Here is a 15,552-nt window from a genome sequence, read left to right as displayed (position 1 = left end):
TCTTTCGTGACCGCAAGACTCGTCGTGAACTGTTCTTCGGAGACGGGAGCACCATCATGGGTCAGCGCGACGCATCAGAGACCATCCGGCAACAGCAGGCAGAGCTGCAGGCACGGCTCCCGTTCGACGATGAGCGGGATCTCGCGGCGGCCGAGCGAGGATTCATCGGCACGCTAGACGAGCCTGCGATCCGCAACGCCGCCGGCGATATCATCTGGGACGCGTCCACCTATGACTTCTTGCAGGGTGATGCTCCGGAGACGGTGAACCCGAGCCTGTGGCGCCAGAGCACGCTGGTCGCCAAGCACGGCCTGTTCGAGGTCGTGCCCGGCCTGTACCAGATCCGCGGGCTCGACCTGTCGGTGATGTCATTCGTCGAGGGCGACACCGGCGTGATCGTGATCGACCCGCTGATCTCGAAGGAGACCGCAGCCGCGGCGATGGCGCTCTACCGGCGTCACCGCGGTGACCGCAAGATCACCGCTGTCATCCACACCCACTCTCACATCGACCACTTCGGCGGCGTGCAGGGCATCGTCTCACAGGCCGACGTCGACGCGGGGGTCGAGATCATCGTCCCCGCGGGCATGGTCGAGCACGCGGTGGCAGAGAACGTCTACGCGGGCACCGCGATGGGCCGGCGCGCCGGGTACATGTACGGCGCGGCACTCGCACGCGGCCCGCAGGGGGCAGTCGGCGCCGGTCTCGGACAGACGACGTCGACCGGGGAGGCGACCCTGCTCGCGCCGACGCTGGAGATCACCGAGACGGGGCAGACCCACACCGTCGACGGGCTGGAGATCGAATTCCAGATGGCGCCGGGCACCGAGGCGCCCAGCGAGATGCACTTCTACTTCCCGAAGTACCGGGCGCTGTGCATGGCGGAGAACGCCACGCACACGCTGCACAACCTGCTCACCCTGCGGGGCGCGGTCGTGCGGGATCCGCACGTGTGGTCGCAGTACCTCACCGAGGCCATCGAGCGTTACGGCGACGACGCCGAAGTCGTGTTCACCTCGCACCACTGGCCGACCTGGGGCAACGCGGAGATCCGTGAGTTCCTCGGTCTGCAGCGGGACCTGTACGGGTACCTGCACGACCAGACGCTGCGGATGCTGAACCAGGGCATGCAGGGCGCCGAGATCGCCGAGGCGATCCAGCTGCCGCCCGCGCTCGAGAACGCCTGGCACGCCCGCGGCTACTACGGCTCGGTCAGCCACAACGTAAAGGCCATCTACCAGCGGTACATGGGCTGGTTCGACGGGAACCCGGCTCGGCTCTGGCCGCACGCGCCGAAGGAGCAGGCGAAGCGCTACGTCGACGCGATCGGAGGCATCGACCGGGTCCTCGAGCTCGCCCGCGCCGCCTTCGACTCGGGAGACTTCCGCTGGGCGGCCACACTGCTCGACCACGCGGTCTTCACCGAGGAGAACAATGCGGAAGCGAAGGCGCTCTACGCCGACACCCTCGAGCAGCTCGGCTACGGCGCTGAGAACGGCACCTGGCGCAACTTCTTCCTCTCCGGGGCGACCGAACTGCGCGAGGGAAACTTCGGTACCCCGACCGTGACCAACGCCCCAGCCATCCGAGCGCAGCTCACCCCGGAACAGCTGTTCGATGCCGTCGCGATCACCGTCGACGGCCCGCGCGCCTGGGACCTCGACCTCGGATTCGACATCACACTCAGTGATCTCGACCGCTCGTTCCACGTCACGCTCCGCAACGGCGTGCTCGTCTACGTCGAGCGCGAACCCGCCACAGATGCCGCACTGCATCTCACCCTCACCAAGGAGCGGCTCATCCGCCTCGCCGGCGGAGACCTCGACGCCGAGGGCCTGGACGTGCGCGGCGACCTCGGCGTCCTGAAGCAGTTGCTCGGCGTACTGACCCCCGGAGACCCGGCATTCGAGATCGTGCTGCCCTAAAAGACGGCGCGCATGGACGCCACCGAGAAAGTCACTCATCCCGGCCGGTGGTTGGAGGTGGCCACGGTGGTGCTGCTGTCCATAACCGCGGTCATCACCGCATGGTGCGGATTCGAGGCGTCGAAATGGGGCGGTGAGATGTCTATCGCCTTCAGCCAAGCGTCCAGCGCACGTGTCCAGGCCGCCTCCGCCGAAAGCAGGGCCCAAGCGGCGCGCCAATACGATCTGACCATCTACACCGAATGGGTGCTCGCCACCGCAGACGACGACCAGGAACTCGTCACCTTCATCGAGGAACGCTTCACGGACGAGTTCCGGATCGCGTTCGACGCCTGGACGGCGGAGGGGCGCGTATCCCAGGGGCCCCTCGCCAGGGAGGAGTACATTCCGCCGGGGACCGAGGAAGCGGAAGACCTGCACGCGCGCGCGGACGCCAAGTTCGACGAAGCACTCGTGAACAACCAGCGCGGAGACAACTACGCTCTGCTCACCGTGCTCTTCGCGCTCGTGCTGTTCTTCGCGGCGCTGTCCCAGAACCAGCGCGCCGAATGGCGCCGGCGCACCTTCTTCATTCTGGGCCTGACTCTCGCTGTCATCGGTGTGGTCATCTTGGCGACGTTCCCCGTGAAAGTGTGACTGGCGTCGAAGCCCTGACCTCTCGGCCATAGCCCAGCGAATAGTCTGGTGAAGCCGGTAACCGAAAACCGGCCCGGCACGAGCTATCGCACGAAGAGGGAACTGCACAGTGACGTCACCGACCACGAACCGACGCTCGGGAGTGCGCTGGTCCTTCCTCGCCGGGCTGGCCATCGCAGCGGTCGTCGTCGCCGTCGACCAATGGACCAAGATCTGGGCCGCCTCTGCGCTCTCGGGCGGAGAATCGAAGGACGTCCTGCCACCGGTTCTCGAGTTCCAACTCACCGTCAACCGTGGCGCCGCGTTCTCCCTCGGCACCGACTTCACCTGGCTGCTCGGACTCCTCGCCGCTGCCGCCGCGGTCGCCATCACGGTCTACCTGTGGCGGGTGGGATCGCTCTGGTGGGCAATCGGGCTGGGCCTGGTCCTCGGCGGTGCGATCAGTCATGCCGCTGACCGCCTGGCACGCGGTGGCGTCATCGACTTCATCGGCTACTTCGATCTGTTCATCGGCAACGTCGCCGACATCGCGATCGTCGTCGGCGGCATCTACCTTGTCGCGCTCGTCCTCCTGCGTGTGCCGACCCGCCGCATCAAACCGACCCCGGCGCCCTCGCCGGCGTCGTAGCTATCGCCAGGGCATGTGCTGCAGGCACCAGGTGTTGCCGTCGGGGTCGGCGAAGAAGGCGTAGAACACTCCGCCGAGGTCCTCGACCTCGCTGATCTCGACGCCGCGCTCGACCAGTTCGGCACGAGATGCCTCGATGTCGGCGACCACCAGGTGCAGCCCTCGCAGGGTCCCCGGAGGCATGTCGAGCGTGGGCAGGCCCTCGGCCAGGGTGATCGAGCATGCCGAACCCGGTGGCGTGAGCTGGACGATGCGGACGCCGGGCTCTGGGTTGATGTCGACGTCGAGCCGAAAGCCGAGCTGGTCTCGGTAGAAGGTCTTTGCTCGTTCGATGTCGGTGACCGGAACCGGCACGAGCTCCAGCAACAAGGCTCCCGGCGGCACGGGTGGGTTGGTCAGATCGTTGACGGTGTCGCTTGGGGGAGTGGATGCGTCGGTCATGGATACCGCCCTTCTTGAGCTGGATGCCCCGCAATCGAGGGGCCGATGATCTGCGGTCCGAGTCTGCCCTCGGCCTCGATCTCCGCCAGTCTCGCTGACGGCTACCGAATCGTCGACCCTCGGGCAAGGGCTTCGAACAAGCCCATCTCTTGCCACCTGAACGTGCGCTCTCGATCGGCGATCTCGATTGCCCGCCGGAGCTCGCTGAGTACGCCGGGGATGATTCGATATTCGTGCCGATAACGCAGAACGCCGATGACTACGGCGTGGAGCTCGACACGGTGACCTGACACCACGCGTGGCGATGAGCCAACTGCTACACGATCAGTGGCTCCGTTCCGGCGTGCGCTAGCGGCGACCGTCCAGGCTCAACGCCAGACCCTCGCCGCAACACGAGACCGAGATCCCTCCCCTGAAGCAGTTCCCGGCGAAGCTCGCTCGGAACCGCGTCATGGGTGGACGCGACGTTGCCCGCTTCGCCGGCCTCGTCGAGATCGACAAGGTCATGAGACGTTGGGATGTCCCTGTCTCTTGACGCCGCGATTCGGCCAGTCATTCACGCCGTTCATCGGAGGCCGGCGGCGATCGCCAGACCAGTGCTACCCCGATGATCGTGGTGATGATGGCGACGTCGTAGCTCGCCACCGTGTACGTCCACCAAGTGCCATTGTGGCTTCCGTATTGTGTATCGGTGCTCAGATGGATCAGGACGAGCGCGGGTCCGGCTGCCAGGAGCACAATCCCTAACCGCACAAGTCGGCGGTGCAGTCGGTACGCACGCGACGGGCGAGGTGGCGGCCTGCTCGGTGCGGAACGATGGCTGAGCGCGGACAGGCGGAGCGGATCGAATCGTGCGTCCGGCGACATCAGAGGATCGCTCCAATCGCGAGGTAGGTGGCGAAGGCGAGGAGGACGACGGCGATCGTTGCCGCGGTGATGAAGAAGACGAAGTTCCGGAACGGATTCTTGTGTTCGTTCATGGTGGATTCGTGAGTGGGCTGCGGTTACCGGGCCGGGCTGAGGACGGTGAAGCCGTCGACAGTGACACCAACGATGCCTCGGTCATCGACGAGGATGATGCGGTCATCGATGGTGCTGAGGGCTTGAACGGCTCCGTCGAGTGGCCCCAGCTGCTGCCACGTCCCGTTCTGATCTTGGGCCCAGAGGACCCCGTCGGTGCCGGCGCCGACGAGTGTGCCGTCTGTGCGTGCTACGAGGGCGTAGAGCAGGGGTGATTCGGGGACGGGGGTGAAGGTGTCGCCACCGTCGGTGCTGACGAGCAGTCCTTCTTCGGTGGCGGCATAGAGCCCGGACTCTGTGGCGGCGAGGTCGGCTGCCGCTAGAGGGGCATGGGTGGTCCAGTTCGTTCCGTTGTCGGTGCTGGAGAGCAGGTCGATTTGGCTGGAAGCGATGCCGTACAGGGTTCCGTCGGGGCTGGCGGTGAGGACGTGGAAGTCGGTTGTTCCGTTCAGGGCGATGGGCGACCAGTTGAGGCCATAGTCATCGCTACGGATGATGCCGAGGTTCGGGGATCCCAGCTCGGCCGGGGTTTGCTCTCCGGGGTGTCCGGAGGCGAACAGGGTGTCGCCGGTGACAGTGAATCCCATGGCATCGAAGTCATGGCCGCCGACGGGTCCGGAGACGTTCCCGTCCGGTGTGACGGTGAAGATGCCGTTGTGCGTGGCGACGAGCAGATCGTCACCGCGGGGGTCTTCGGCGATGCCGTGGATGTGGTCGATGCGGGGTGTCGCATCGGGCTCGTCGGACTGCGCGGCAGTACAGCCCGTAATGACGAGCGTCAGCACGGGGATGGTTGCGGCGGCGAGAAGAAATGATCGTTTCATGATGGTTTCCGGGTAGCGGCCAGGAGGGTGGCCAGGCTTGTGACGCGGGCAGCAGGGAGCGCGCCGCGGGGTCGGTCTTCGCGCGGGGCGATCGCGCGGGAAACGCAGGGCGGGTCGTTCGGGAATCGGCCCGCCCCGCGTGGTTCTACAGTTCTCCGAGGAGGTCCTTCATCGTGGCGATCTCCGCCGTCTGGTCATCGATCACCTGTTGCGCGAGCTCGAGGACGTCCGGGTTCTGCGCGTCGTCAAGCGCCGTCTGTGCCATGTCGACGGCGCCTTCGTGGTGCACGATCATCTGCTCGAGGAACAAACGGCTGGCCTCGGTCGCGTCGGCGTCTTCCAACATGGTCATGTCCTCTTCGGACATCATGCTGTCGTCGCCGCCCATGGAGCCGTGGTCCATGCCGCCCATCGAATCGGGGTCGTACTCCACACCCCAGTCCTCGAGCCACCCGAGCATCTTGTCGATCTCCGGGCCCTGCGCCGCCTTGATCTGTTCGGCGAGCTCGACCACCCGCGGGTCCGCGCCGTCCTTGGCCAGCAGAATGTCCGACATCTCGATGGCCTGCTCATGATGAGGGATCATCATCGTGACGAACATCTCGTCAGCCTCGGTTGAGGCCGACGAGGACGTCGACGCGGACGGTGAGCTGCTGGTACCGGACGGCGCGGTGCCGGTGTCGGCGCAGCCGGTCAGTACCAGGGCGAGGGTGAGAGCGCCGGTGCTGAGTGCGAGGGGGATCTTCTTGTTCATGGTCGTTCCTTCGTAAGTCGTATGAGAGTTCGCTGAAGCGGCGGCGCCAACGGGCGCCGCAGGGCCGCCCACAGTTGGGTCGGCGTGCGAATACTCAAGTTCGACTGATCGAAAGAACCGTCAACGAGGGGCCACGAGGGAGGGCATCGGTCGCTTCCCACCGCAACCAGCTGGTCACCTCGCGAAGGGAGATGCCGGAGCGTCGGGCAAACGTCGGTGGGACGAGGAGCAGAAGGCCGGCCAGCAACGCGAGTACGCAGGCGGTGACCATGTCGTCGTGACCCTGCCCTTGTCCGGTGGTCACGTGGCACGGCCCGTCGCAGGCAGCGGCACCACCGTCGTCGAGGCTCGCCGTGGCGTCCGGAACGTGAGCGACTGTCGATGCGGAATGGGCGACGCCCGAGGAGCCGTGCCCGGCAGGTTCCGCGGTGAAGGTGTGCATGCCCAGGAGGCCGACGATGATCAGGACGGCCGCGGTGCCGAGCATCAGCAGGGTGCGCAGCGACAACTGCGGGCTTGTGGCGCGAACCGTCACCTGCATCCTCGATCCTTCCTGTTCCTCACGACGCTAGCACCGCCGCCTGTGTGCCCGACATCGATCCTGTGCACACTCAGAAGCCGCCTGCCAGCTCGTGCTTGACCGCCAGGATTTCCCTTGCCGCTGACCACCCGACAGCACCCGCCCTCTTGCCGTCGGCGGTCCTGAAGGTCGAGACGAGGCCGCCGCCGGCCGATGACGTCGTTTCCGCGGTCGCCTGCGGCAAGACGACGCCCGCTCCACTCAGCGTGACGCCGTGCACATTCACCGTGAACCCGGAAACGTGCCGGTACGGGCCAGGATCGTCCCCGCCGTGCAGATCATGAAGCAGCGCTCGGGCGGCGTGAGCCCCTTGTGCCACCGCATCATCCCAATGATCCATACGATAGAGCGAACCGTCGGGACCGACATGAGCGGCGACCCCACCGGCCGCATACACTGCCGGGATCGTCCTGGCACGGAGCCGGTCATCGACCTCGATCGCGGCACCGTCTGAGCGGATCCATGAGACAGCCGGAACTGTTCCGTGGGCGAGGACGATCACGTCTGACGATACAGATGTCCCATCATCGAGGAGTACGTCACCCCCGCTTCCGGAAGCCGAGATGGAGCGCACTGTCCGGCCTGGATGGAACTCCGTGTGCGCAGCGTGCAGATCGCGGAGCCGGGTGGCGATCGGCAACCCGAGGCTGTGCGCCAAGGGGATTTCGGAGCGCGCGACGAGATGCACTCTGGCACCAGCGCTCACAAGGTAGCTTGCTGCTTCTGCTCCGACCAGCCCGGCACCGAGGACAGTGACAACCCGCCTTTCGAACGTCGGACCCGCATGCCCTCGGATGCGTAGCGCGTCGGACGCGCTGTGCAGCGTGAAGACCCCCTCGCTGACGCCTGTCGCCTGCAGGGGACGCGGGGCGGCGCCGGTCGCCACGACAGCCGTTGCGAATATCAGCCGTCTGCCATCGTGCAGCAAGATGCCCCGCTCTTCCATCCCGACAGCGCTGCCGGGGATCGTCTCGACATCGATCGAGTCCAAGGCAGGCAGCGCGGATTGCTCCGGGGTGAGCAGGCCACGAAGGATGCCCTTGGTCACCAGCGTGCGGTTGTACGGGGCGAACGGCTCCGCATGCACGATCCGGATCGACCCGTCGAAACCGCTGCGCCGCAACGTGACCGCCGCAGAATGACCCGCGGCGCCCGCGCCGACGATGAGCACATCCGAGCTGGTCTTATCCATGAGAAGCTCCCTTCACCCCCTTGACCGGAATACCCTGGGTGGGTATATGGTTAGGCATACCAGTACCCTACCGGGGTATTCCGAATCGAGGGAAGGAAGCCATCATGAGCACGAGCGAGTACCAGGTGAGCGGGATGAGCTGCGGCCACTGCGAGGTCGCTGTTCGCGGCGAGGTCAGCCAGGTCCCCGGCGTCGAGAACATCGAAGTGAGTGCGCAGACCGGCCGGCTTCTCGTCACGACGAGTTCCGCAGTGGATGACGCGGCCGTGCTCGCGGCCGTCGATGAGGCCGGGTACGAGGCGGTCCGACTCTCATGAACGCCCCGGGCCGCCTCGGCCTCTACGGCGCGGGCCTTGTCGTTGTCTTCGGCGCCGCCTTCGCCGCCGCGGGCGCACTCGTGCCCGACAGCACGGTGACCGCATGGGCGGACGCCGGGCATTCCTCGCATGACGCGCAAGCGCCCGAGGATGCTGCTGGCACGAAAGACGATCAGGAGATGGGGGTGAGTGGAGTGATGAGCGCGGCATCGGGATTCACAATGAGCCCCGTACAGGCGCCGGCGAACGTCGAGACGGACGGTGAACTCTCCTTCGACATCCGCGATCCCTCAGGTGTCCCGATCACCGATTTCGACGAGGCCCACGATAAGCAGTTGCACCTGATCGTGGTCCGCAACGACGGGCGTGAATACCGTCACGTGCACCCCGAACTCGACCCGAGGACCGGGGTCTGGTCGCTGCCATGGTCCTGGGATACCGCGGGAACGTACCGGCTGTATGCGGACTTCACCTCTGAGGGGGTGAGCGCCACGCTCTCCCGCACCGTCGATGTGGCGGGGCAGCTGACACCGGAGCCCGAGGTCGCCGTCAAGACAAGCGACACGGTCGACGGCTTCGACGTGACCGTCAGCGGCGACCTGGTCGCCGGAACTGGAAGCGAACTGACTGTCAAGGTCTCTCGGGACGGGGAACCCGTCACGGTGCTGGAGCCGTACCTCGGTGCGTTCGGCCACCTCGTTGCCCTGCGCGATGGCGACCTGGCGTATCTGCATGTGCACGCGCGCGGCGAGGAACCACAGCCGGGCGATCTGGCCGGCCCCGAGGTGGAATTCACCGCCGAGACACCCACCACCGGCCGCTACCTGCTGTACCTGGACTTCCAGGTCGACGGACAGGTCCACACCGCACAGTTCGTACTCGAGGCGACCCCCGCCACCGGCGACCAGGCGGACACCGAAGACGACGCCGAGCACGACGGGCACTGACCCGCTCAGTGCGCATCGAGTTGCAAGAAGGATCGAGGAGACATCATGACGGATACGCAGTCAGCAGCCGCGTCCAGCGTGGAGCTGGAGATCGGCGGGATGACCTGCGCGTCGTGCGCGATGCGCATCGAGAAGAAGCTCAACAAGCTGGACGGTGTCACCGCCACCGTGAACTATGCGACGGAGAAGGCGAAGGTCACCGCACCGAACGGGTTCGACCCGGCGCTGCTGATCGCCGAGGTGGAGAAGACCGGCTACACGGCCGCCCTTCCCTCACCGGAGCCGTCCGCGGTAGTCGACGGTGAGGACGCTCCGGATAGGGAGCTGGTGAGCCTGCGGAACCGTTTGATCGCTTCCATCGTGCTGACCCTTCCTGTGATTGCGATGTCGATGATCCCCGCATTGCAGTTCACTTACTGGCAGTGGCTCTCACTCGCCCTGGCCGGCCCCGTCATCGTTTGGGCGGCCTGGCCTTTCCACAAGGCAGCGTGGACGAATCTCCGGCACGGTGCGGCGACCATGGACACGCTCATCTCGATGGGGACGATAGCCGCCTTACTGTGGTCGCTCTACGCGCTGTTCTTCGGCACGGCCGGCGTCCCCGGGATGACCCACCCGTTCGAGCTCACCGTGGCACCGTCGGACGGGGCGGCGAACATCTACCTCGAAGTGGGTGCCGCGGTGACGATGTTCATCCTCGCCGGACGCTACTTCGAGAAGAAGGCGAAACGGCAGGCGGGCGCCGCCCTGCGCGCGCTGTTGGAGCTGGGAGCGAAGGATGTTGCTGTGCTTCGCGCCGGCGCCGAGACCCGCATTCCCATCGCGGACCTGCGAGAGGGCGACGAGTTCGTCGTACGGCCCGGCGAGAAGATCGCCACCGATGGTGTGATCGTCTCCGGCACCTCCGCGGTCGACGCGTCCATGCTCACCGGTGAATCCGTGCCGGTCGAGGTCGGCGAAGGAGACTCCGTCACGGGGGCGACGGTCAATGCCGGTGGCCGGCTCGTCATCCGGGCGACGAGGGTCGGGTCGGACACCCAGTTGGCGCAGATGGCGAAGCTCGTCGAGGACGCCCAATCGGGCAAGGCCGAGGTGCAGCGCCTCGCCGACCGGGTGTCGGGTATCTTCGTGCCCATTGTCATCGCGATCGCCATCGCCACGCTGGGCGCTTGGCTCGGCGCGGGATTCCCTGCCGCGGCGGCGTTCACCGCCGCGGTCGCGGTGCTGATCATCGCCTGCCCGTGCGCCCTGGGCCTTGCCACGCCCACCGCACTGCTGGTGGGCACGGGCCGCGGCGCGCAGATGGGCATCCTCATCAAGGGTCCGGAAGTTCTCGAGTCGACGCGACGGGTGGACACCGTCGTTCTGGATAAGACCGGGACGGTGACCACAGGGCGGATGACGCTCACCGGCGTGTTCACCGCTGACGGCGTCGACCGCGGCGAGCTGCTGCGCCTGGCGGGTGCGGTGGAGGACGCCTCCGAGCATCCCATCGCGCAGGCCATCGCCAAAGCCGCAGTCCAAGAGGTCGGCACGCTTCCGACACCCGAGGGTTTCGCGAACATCGAGGGCAAGGGAGTGCAGGGCATCGTCGACGGGCACGCCGTCCTTGTCGGCCGCGAGTCGCTTCTCGAGGACTGGTCCCAGCGCCTTCCCGAGAATCTCGCCGCCGCGAAGAGCGAAGCAGAGCGTCAGGGCAAGACCGCGGTCGCCGTGGGGTGGGACGGGGAAGCACGCGGTGTGCTCATCGTCGCGGACACCATCAAGCCGACCAGCACCGAAGCCATCAGGCAGCTGAAGGCGCTGGGACTGACACCGGTGCTCCTCACCGGAGATAACCGTGCCGTGGCCGAGCAGATCGCGTCTGAGGTCGGCATCGATGAGGTCATCGCCGAAGTGCTCCCGAAAGACAAGGTCGACGTGGTCACCAGGCTGCAGCGCGAGGGCAAGGTCGTGGCGATGGTCGGAGACGGCGTCAACGATGCGGCCGCGCTCGCCCAGGCAGACCTGGGGTTGGCCATGGGCACGGGCACCGATGTGGCGATCGAGGCCAGCGACATCACGCTCGTCCGCGGCGATCTGCGCAGCGCGGCCGACGCGATCCGTCTGTCTCGGAAGACGCTCGGCACGATCAAGGGCAACCTGTTCTGGGCCTTCGCCTACAACGTCGCCGCCATCCCGCTGGCAGCCCTCGGTCTGCTCAATCCCATGCTCGCCGGCGCCGCGATGGCGTTCTCCAGCGTCTTCGTCGTCGGCAACAGCCTCCGCCTGCGCACGTTCCGCAGCCAGGCGGCGGACCCATCCCCGACCGCCGCGCCCGCACCGCGTGATCATGCGACGCGGAACGCAACCGTCGGAACCCACTGAAATCACGAAAGAGGAACACACATGTCTGATTCCGGATCCTGCTGCAGCCACAACAGCCACGGCTCTGTCCCAGCCGACGGACGCAAGGACCTCCTCGCGCCGTCCGCCGAACAGCTCGCCGAATGCCCCGTGATGGTCGGCAGCACCGTCGTGAAAGCGGACGCTGAAGCCGCTGGCCTCTACCGCGACTACGAGGGCACCCGCTATTACTTCTGCTGCGCCGCCTGCGGCCCCCTGTTCGACGCTGACCCCGCCAAGTACGTGACCGCAGCCTGACATCGCTTCACCTGTGCGGGGCGGCACACGGATCGCCCCGCACAGCTTCATCGTTTCCGAGGAGGATAGCCTCATGAGCCAGCCACACAGCGACGACGCTGATCACACCCACGAACACGCAGCGCACGGGCACACCCCATCGGTCCCCGCCGCGGCCACAGAAGACCCCCCCGTCCACACCCCTCACCACGACACCGCCGTGCACCACGACGGTCCCGATACTGCACCGCACGGAAGCGGCGCGCCGATGGGCCACCAGGGTCACGGCGAGCATGCCGGCCATGACGCACATGGTGGACACGACGCTCACGGTGGACACGGGGGTCATGCGGGGCATGGCGACCACGTCGGACAGTTCCGTCGCCTGTTCTGGATCATGCTGATCCTCGCCGTCCCCACCGTCGCGCTGTCGGGCATGTTCGCGATGATCCTCGGCTACACCCTCCCCGACATTCCCGGCCTGGCCTGGGTGTCCCCGGTACTGGGAACAGTGATGTACATCTGGGGTGGAAAGCCGTTCCTCGTCGGTGCTGTCAGCGAAATCCGCGACCGCAAGCCCGGGATGATGCTCCTCATCGGACTCGCCATCACCGTTGCGTTCATCGCCTCTTGGGGTGCGAGCCTCGGCCTGCTGCACCACGAGCTCGACTTCTGGTGGGAGCTCGCGCTCCTCATCGTGATCATGCTGCTCGGGCACTGGATCGAGATGCGGTCCCTCGCGCAGACCACGTCCGCTCTCGACTCCCTGGCCGCGCTCCTGCCCGACGAAGCAGAACGCGTCGAAGGTGACCAGGTCGTGACGGTCTCGCCTGCCGAACTCGTCGTCGGTGATGTCGTCATCGTTCGCCCCGGGGGCAGCGTCCCCGCCGACGGTCGCATCGTCGACGGTCGCGCGTCGATGGACGAGTCAATGGTCACCGGCGAGTCCCGCACCGTGACGCGCGGTATCGATGACCAGGTCACGGCCGGAACTGTGGCGACCGACTCCGGGCTGCGCGTGGAGATTACCGCCACCGGTGACGACACCACTCTCGCCGGCATCCAACGCCTGGTCACCGAAGCACAGAGCTCGTCCTCGCGCGCGCAGCGCCTTGCCGACACGGCGGCAGGCTGGCTGTTCTGGTTCGCTCTCGGCGCTGGCGTGATCACGGCGATCGTGTGGACGCTCGTTGGGCTTCCCGATGATGCCGTCATCCGCACCATCACGGTGCTCGTCATCGCTTGCCCCCACGCACTCGGTCTCGCAATCCCCTTGGTCGTCTCCATCGCCACCGAACGCGCCGCACGCGGTGGCGTACTCGTGAAGGACAGGCTCGCGCTGGAGAGCATGCGCACCGTCGACACCGTGCTGTTCGACAAGACAGGCACCCTCACCAAGGGCGAACCGACCGTCTCCGAGGTCTCAGTCGTCGAAGGCAACGACACCGACCGGGTGCTCGCCCTGGCCGCCGCCGCGGAGGCCGACAGTGAACACCCGCTCGCCAAGGCCATCGTCCGCGCCGCCGCCGACCGTCACCTCGACGTGCCCCGCAGCTCGGACTTCACCTCCTCTCCCGCAGTCGGCGTCACCGCGACCGTCGACGGGACCGTTGTACGGGTGGGGGGACCGCACCTGCTCACCGAGGAAGATGCGCAGGAGCTGCCCGTTGCCGAGCGGTGGCGCAATGACGGTGCGATCATCCTCCACGTGGTTCAGGACGGCCGTGTGATCGGCGCTCTCAAGCTCGCCGATGAGGTGCGGTCGGAATCGCGCGAAGCCGTCGATGCACTGCACGCGCTGGGTGTGCAGGTCGTGATGATCACCGGCGATGCCGAAGCCGTCGCGCACACCGTGGCCGAGGACCTCGGCATCGACCGTGTCTTCGCCGGCGTCCGACCGGAGGACAAGGCCGCGAAGGTGCAGGAGCTCCAGAACGAGGGACGCAAGGTCGCGATGGTCGGTGACGGCGTCAATGACGCCCCCGCCCTCGCCCAGGCCGATGTCGGGCTCGCGATCGGCGCCGGCACGGACGTTGCCATCGCCTCTGCCGGAGTCATCCTCGCCAGCGACGACCCCCGCTCGGTGCTCTCCGTCATCGAACTGTCCCGCGCCGCATACCGGAAGATGAAGCAGAACCTCTGGTGGGCCGCCGGCTACAACCTGATCTCCGTACCCCTCGCCGCCGGCGTCCTCGCCCCCATCGGGTTCGTGCTGCCGATGTCGGTCGGGGCGATCCTGATGTCCCTGTCCACCATCGTGGTTGCCCTCAACGCGCAGCTCCTGCGGCGACTCGACCTTCGCCCGGAAACCACGGCCCGCGCGATCCTCAACCGATAACCAATCCAGAACCGGAGACCACGATGACCGACACCATCGAGACCGACCAGGTCGAGTCCGACACCGCCTGCGAACACGGCGAACACGGCGAACACGGCTACATCACCGACAAAGCCCGCTATCTCGCCCGTCTCAAACGGATCGAAGGACAAGCCCGCGGCATCCACCGCATGGTCGACGAGGAGAAGTACTGCATCGACATCCTCACCCAGATCTCAGCGCTGACGAGCTCACTCCAGGGCGTTGCTGTCGGTCTTCTCGAAGACCATCTCCGCCACTGCGTCACCGACGCCGCACGTGCAGGCGGAGACATTGCCGAGGCCAAGATCACTGAAGCATCCCAGGCCATCGCACGCCTCGTCCGCTAAGCCAGCGAGGCGGCCCCGCGGATGCCTTCGATGCTCCTCGGATAGCTCTGGGCGAGTGGACGCTCAGGACTTTGCGCGCCTGTAGTCAAAGGCGCCGTCCTGACGCTGAGAATCGAGCAACTGATCGAGGATGCCATCGTGATCGATGACGGGCTTGGGCTGGCCATCCGGCTGCAGCCGCCCATCTAACCGAACGTGGCGTCGATGACGTGGTCGTCGAGCGTGGCTCCTCCGCTGGTGCTGCCGTGTCCGAGTGGGGTCATGCACGCCTCTTCTCAGGCTGGCCGGAGCTCACCGACACTGCAGCGCGTCGCCTGCTCGAGCCGACCGGGACGGCGCCGGCAAACGGCTACCCGACGGGGGCGGAGTGGGTGAGTGAGTACCTCACCCCACTCGTCGATGTGCTGGGTGACCGCGTCCTCTACGGCACAACGGTGACGGGAATCGCGCGGCAGGGGCGCGACAAAGACGTAGACAGCGGCCGCAAGGGCCAGCCATTCGTTGTGCACACGGTCGACCAGGACGGCTGCGATGGCCGTATCCTCGCCAGTGCTCGACGCCGTGGCCAGCATCGCCTCGGAGATCGACCCGAACATCCACTCCTGCGGCTCCGTCGGAGCCACCGGCGCACGCCAGCTCGCGCAGCCCGAGAAGGACCTGTTCATCGTCGGTGCGAAGTCTTATGGCCGCGCCCCCACCTTCCTGGCGCTCACGGGCTAGGAGCAGGTCCGCAGCGTCGCAGCTCACCTTGCCGGAGATCACGAGGCTGCGGAGCGCAACGAGCTCGTCCTTCCCGACACCGGGGTCTGCGGCGGTGCCGGCGGCTTCGACGCCGAGGGTGCCAGCTGCTGCGGCACGCCATCCGTACTGCGCAGATCGGCGCAAGGCCCGTCGGCGCAGTCTGACCGACCCACGAGAGGGCGACTTCCCGATTGGGAGGTCGCTTCTTGGCATCCAGGT

General features: G+C 66.6%; 15 protein-coding genes. 10 read left to right on the top strand and 5 right to left on the bottom strand.

The window, feature by feature from the left end:
• Positions 1-56: 56 nt before the first annotated feature.
• From RI211_RS02775 to lspA, 3 genes are all read left to right on the top strand, one after another.
• Positions 57-1,925, top strand: a complete 1,869-nt coding sequence (locus RI211_RS02775; RefSeq protein ID WP_036331343.1) for an alkyl/aryl-sulfatase — start codon at positions 57-59, stop codon at positions 1,923-1,925.
• A 12-nt stretch (positions 1,926-1,937) separates the two neighbouring features.
• Positions 1,938-2,561, top strand: coding sequence for a hypothetical protein (locus RI211_RS02770; protein WP_051667916.1), 624 nt, complete (start codon positions 1,938-1,940; stop codon positions 2,559-2,561).
• 109 nt (positions 2,562-2,670) lie between these two features.
• Positions 2,671-3,189, top strand: coding sequence for a signal peptidase II (lspA, locus tag RI211_RS02765; RefSeq protein WP_081859717.1), 519 nt, complete (start codon positions 2,671-2,673; stop codon positions 3,187-3,189).
• Here the strand turns inward: lspA and RI211_RS02760 are convergent, their stop codons facing one another.
• The 5 genes from RI211_RS02760 to RI211_RS02740 all read right to left on the bottom strand — a co-directional run bounded on the left by RI211_RS02760 (position 3,190) and on the right by RI211_RS02740 (position 8,000).
• Positions 3,190-3,630 carry a VOC family protein gene (locus tag RI211_RS02760; protein ID WP_036331298.1) on the bottom strand — a complete coding sequence of 147 codons (441 nt, stop codon included), beginning with the start codon at positions 3,628-3,630 and terminating at the stop codon, positions 3,190-3,192.
• A gap of 1,004 nt (positions 3,631-4,634) precedes the next feature.
• Positions 4,635-5,474, bottom strand: coding sequence for a F510_1955 family glycosylhydrolase (locus tag RI211_RS02755; protein ID WP_029266184.1), 840 nt, complete (start codon positions 5,472-5,474; stop codon positions 4,635-4,637).
• A 145-nt stretch (positions 5,475-5,619) separates the two neighbouring features.
• A complete protein-coding gene (locus RI211_RS02750) occupies positions 5,620-6,228 on the bottom strand; it encodes a DUF305 domain-containing protein (protein WP_029266186.1) in 609 nt (202 codons plus the stop codon).
• Between the two features lie 94 nt (positions 6,229-6,322).
• Complete coding sequence (locus tag RI211_RS02745; RefSeq protein WP_029266188.1) at positions 6,323-6,769, bottom strand: DUF6153 family protein; 447 nt, start codon at positions 6,767-6,769, stop codon at positions 6,323-6,325.
• Positions 6,770-6,839: 70 nt separating this feature from the next.
• Entirely contained in the window at positions 6,840-8,000 is a 1,161-nt protein-coding gene (locus RI211_RS02740) for an FAD-dependent oxidoreductase (protein ID WP_051667917.1), read from the bottom strand.
• A 104-nt stretch (positions 8,001-8,104) separates the two neighbouring features.
• Between RI211_RS02740 and RI211_RS02735 the strand changes: the two genes are divergently transcribed.
• The 7 genes from RI211_RS02735 to RI211_RS16980 all read left to right on the top strand — a co-directional run bounded on the left by RI211_RS02735 (position 8,105) and on the right by RI211_RS16980 (position 15,312).
• Positions 8,105-8,317, top strand: coding sequence for a heavy-metal-associated domain-containing protein (locus RI211_RS02735; protein ID WP_029266192.1), 213 nt, complete (start codon positions 8,105-8,107; stop codon positions 8,315-8,317).
• Positions 8,314-9,264, top strand: coding sequence for a DUF8832 domain-containing protein (locus RI211_RS02730; protein WP_029266194.1), 951 nt, complete (start codon positions 8,314-8,316; stop codon positions 9,262-9,264). Before RI211_RS02735 ends, RI211_RS02730 begins: the two co-directional genes overlap by 4 nt.
• 45 nt (positions 9,265-9,309) lie before the next feature.
• On the top strand, positions 9,310-11,631 hold the full coding sequence (locus RI211_RS02725) for a heavy metal translocating P-type ATPase (RefSeq protein ID WP_029266196.1): 2,322 nt from the start codon (positions 9,310-9,312) through the stop codon (positions 11,629-11,631).
• Positions 11,632-11,652: 21 nt separating this feature from the next.
• Positions 11,653-11,907, top strand: coding sequence for a YHS domain-containing protein (locus RI211_RS02720; protein ID WP_029266198.1), 255 nt, complete (start codon positions 11,653-11,655; stop codon positions 11,905-11,907).
• Positions 11,908-11,980: 73 nt separating this feature from the next.
• Positions 11,981-14,224 (top strand): heavy metal translocating P-type ATPase, encoded by a 2,244-nt coding sequence (locus tag RI211_RS02715; RefSeq protein WP_371511043.1) that lies wholly within the window; start codon positions 11,981-11,983, stop codon positions 14,222-14,224.
• Positions 14,225-14,247: 23 nt separating this feature from the next.
• The gene (locus RI211_RS02710; RefSeq protein WP_029266204.1) at positions 14,248-14,592 is read left to right on the top strand and encodes a metal-sensitive transcriptional regulator; all 345 of its coding nucleotides are present in this window, start codon (positions 14,248-14,250) and stop codon (positions 14,590-14,592) included.
• Between the two features lie 531 nt (positions 14,593-15,123).
• A complete protein-coding gene (locus tag RI211_RS16980) occupies positions 15,124-15,312 on the top strand; it encodes a hypothetical protein (RefSeq protein WP_371511042.1) in 189 nt (62 codons plus the stop codon).
• The last annotated feature ends 240 nt before the right edge of the window (positions 15,313-15,552 follow it).

This window comes from Microbacterium meiriae (assembly GCF_032364335.1).
Classification (GTDB): Bacteria; Actinomycetota; Actinomycetes; order Actinomycetales; family Microbacteriaceae; genus Microbacterium; species Microbacterium meiriae.
The sequence above is the reverse complement of the archived record's forward strand: the minus strand, read 5'-3'. Positions and strand labels throughout refer to the sequence as shown.

Bases quoted from the DNA above. Each gene is read 5' to 3' on its own strand.
- RI211_RS02740 (WP_051667917.1), bottom strand. From the start codon at position 8,000: ATGGATAAGACCAGCTCGGATGTGCTCATCGTCGGCGCGGGCGCCGCG.
- RI211_RS02750 (WP_029266186.1), bottom strand. From the start codon at position 6,228: ATGAACAAGAAGATCCCCCTCGCACTCAGCACCGGCGCTCTCACCCTC.
- RI211_RS16980 (WP_371511042.1), top strand. From the start codon at position 15,124: ATGGCCGTATCCTCGCCAGTGCTCGACGCCGTGGCCAGCATCGCCTCG.
- RI211_RS02755 (WP_029266184.1), bottom strand. From the start codon at position 5,474: ATGAAACGATCATTTCTTCTCGCCGCCGCAACCATCCCCGTGCTGACG.
- RI211_RS02770 (WP_051667916.1), top strand. From the start codon at position 1,938: ATGGACGCCACCGAGAAAGTCACTCATCCCGGCCGGTGGTTGGAGGTG.
- RI211_RS02745 (WP_029266188.1), bottom strand. From the start codon at position 6,769: ATGCAGGTGACGGTTCGCGCCACAAGCCCGCAGTTGTCGCTGCGCACC.
- RI211_RS02715 (WP_371511043.1), top strand. From the start codon at position 11,981: ATGAGCCAGCCACACAGCGACGACGCTGATCACACCCACGAACACGCA.
- RI211_RS02730 (WP_029266194.1), top strand. From the start codon at position 8,314: ATGAACGCCCCGGGCCGCCTCGGCCTCTACGGCGCGGGCCTTGTCGTT.
- RI211_RS02725 (WP_029266196.1), top strand. From the start codon at position 9,310: ATGACGGATACGCAGTCAGCAGCCGCGTCCAGCGTGGAGCTGGAGATC.
- RI211_RS02735 (WP_029266192.1), top strand. From the start codon at position 8,105: ATGAGCACGAGCGAGTACCAGGTGAGCGGGATGAGCTGCGGCCACTGC.
- RI211_RS02760 (WP_036331298.1), bottom strand. From the start codon at position 3,630: ATGACCGACGCATCCACTCCCCCAAGCGACACCGTCAACGATCTGACC.
- RI211_RS02775 (WP_036331343.1), top strand. From the start codon at position 57: ATGGGTCAGCGCGACGCATCAGAGACCATCCGGCAACAGCAGGCAGAG.
- RI211_RS02720 (WP_029266198.1), top strand. From the start codon at position 11,653: ATGTCTGATTCCGGATCCTGCTGCAGCCACAACAGCCACGGCTCTGTC.
- RI211_RS02710 (WP_029266204.1), top strand. From the start codon at position 14,248: ATGACCGACACCATCGAGACCGACCAGGTCGAGTCCGACACCGCCTGC.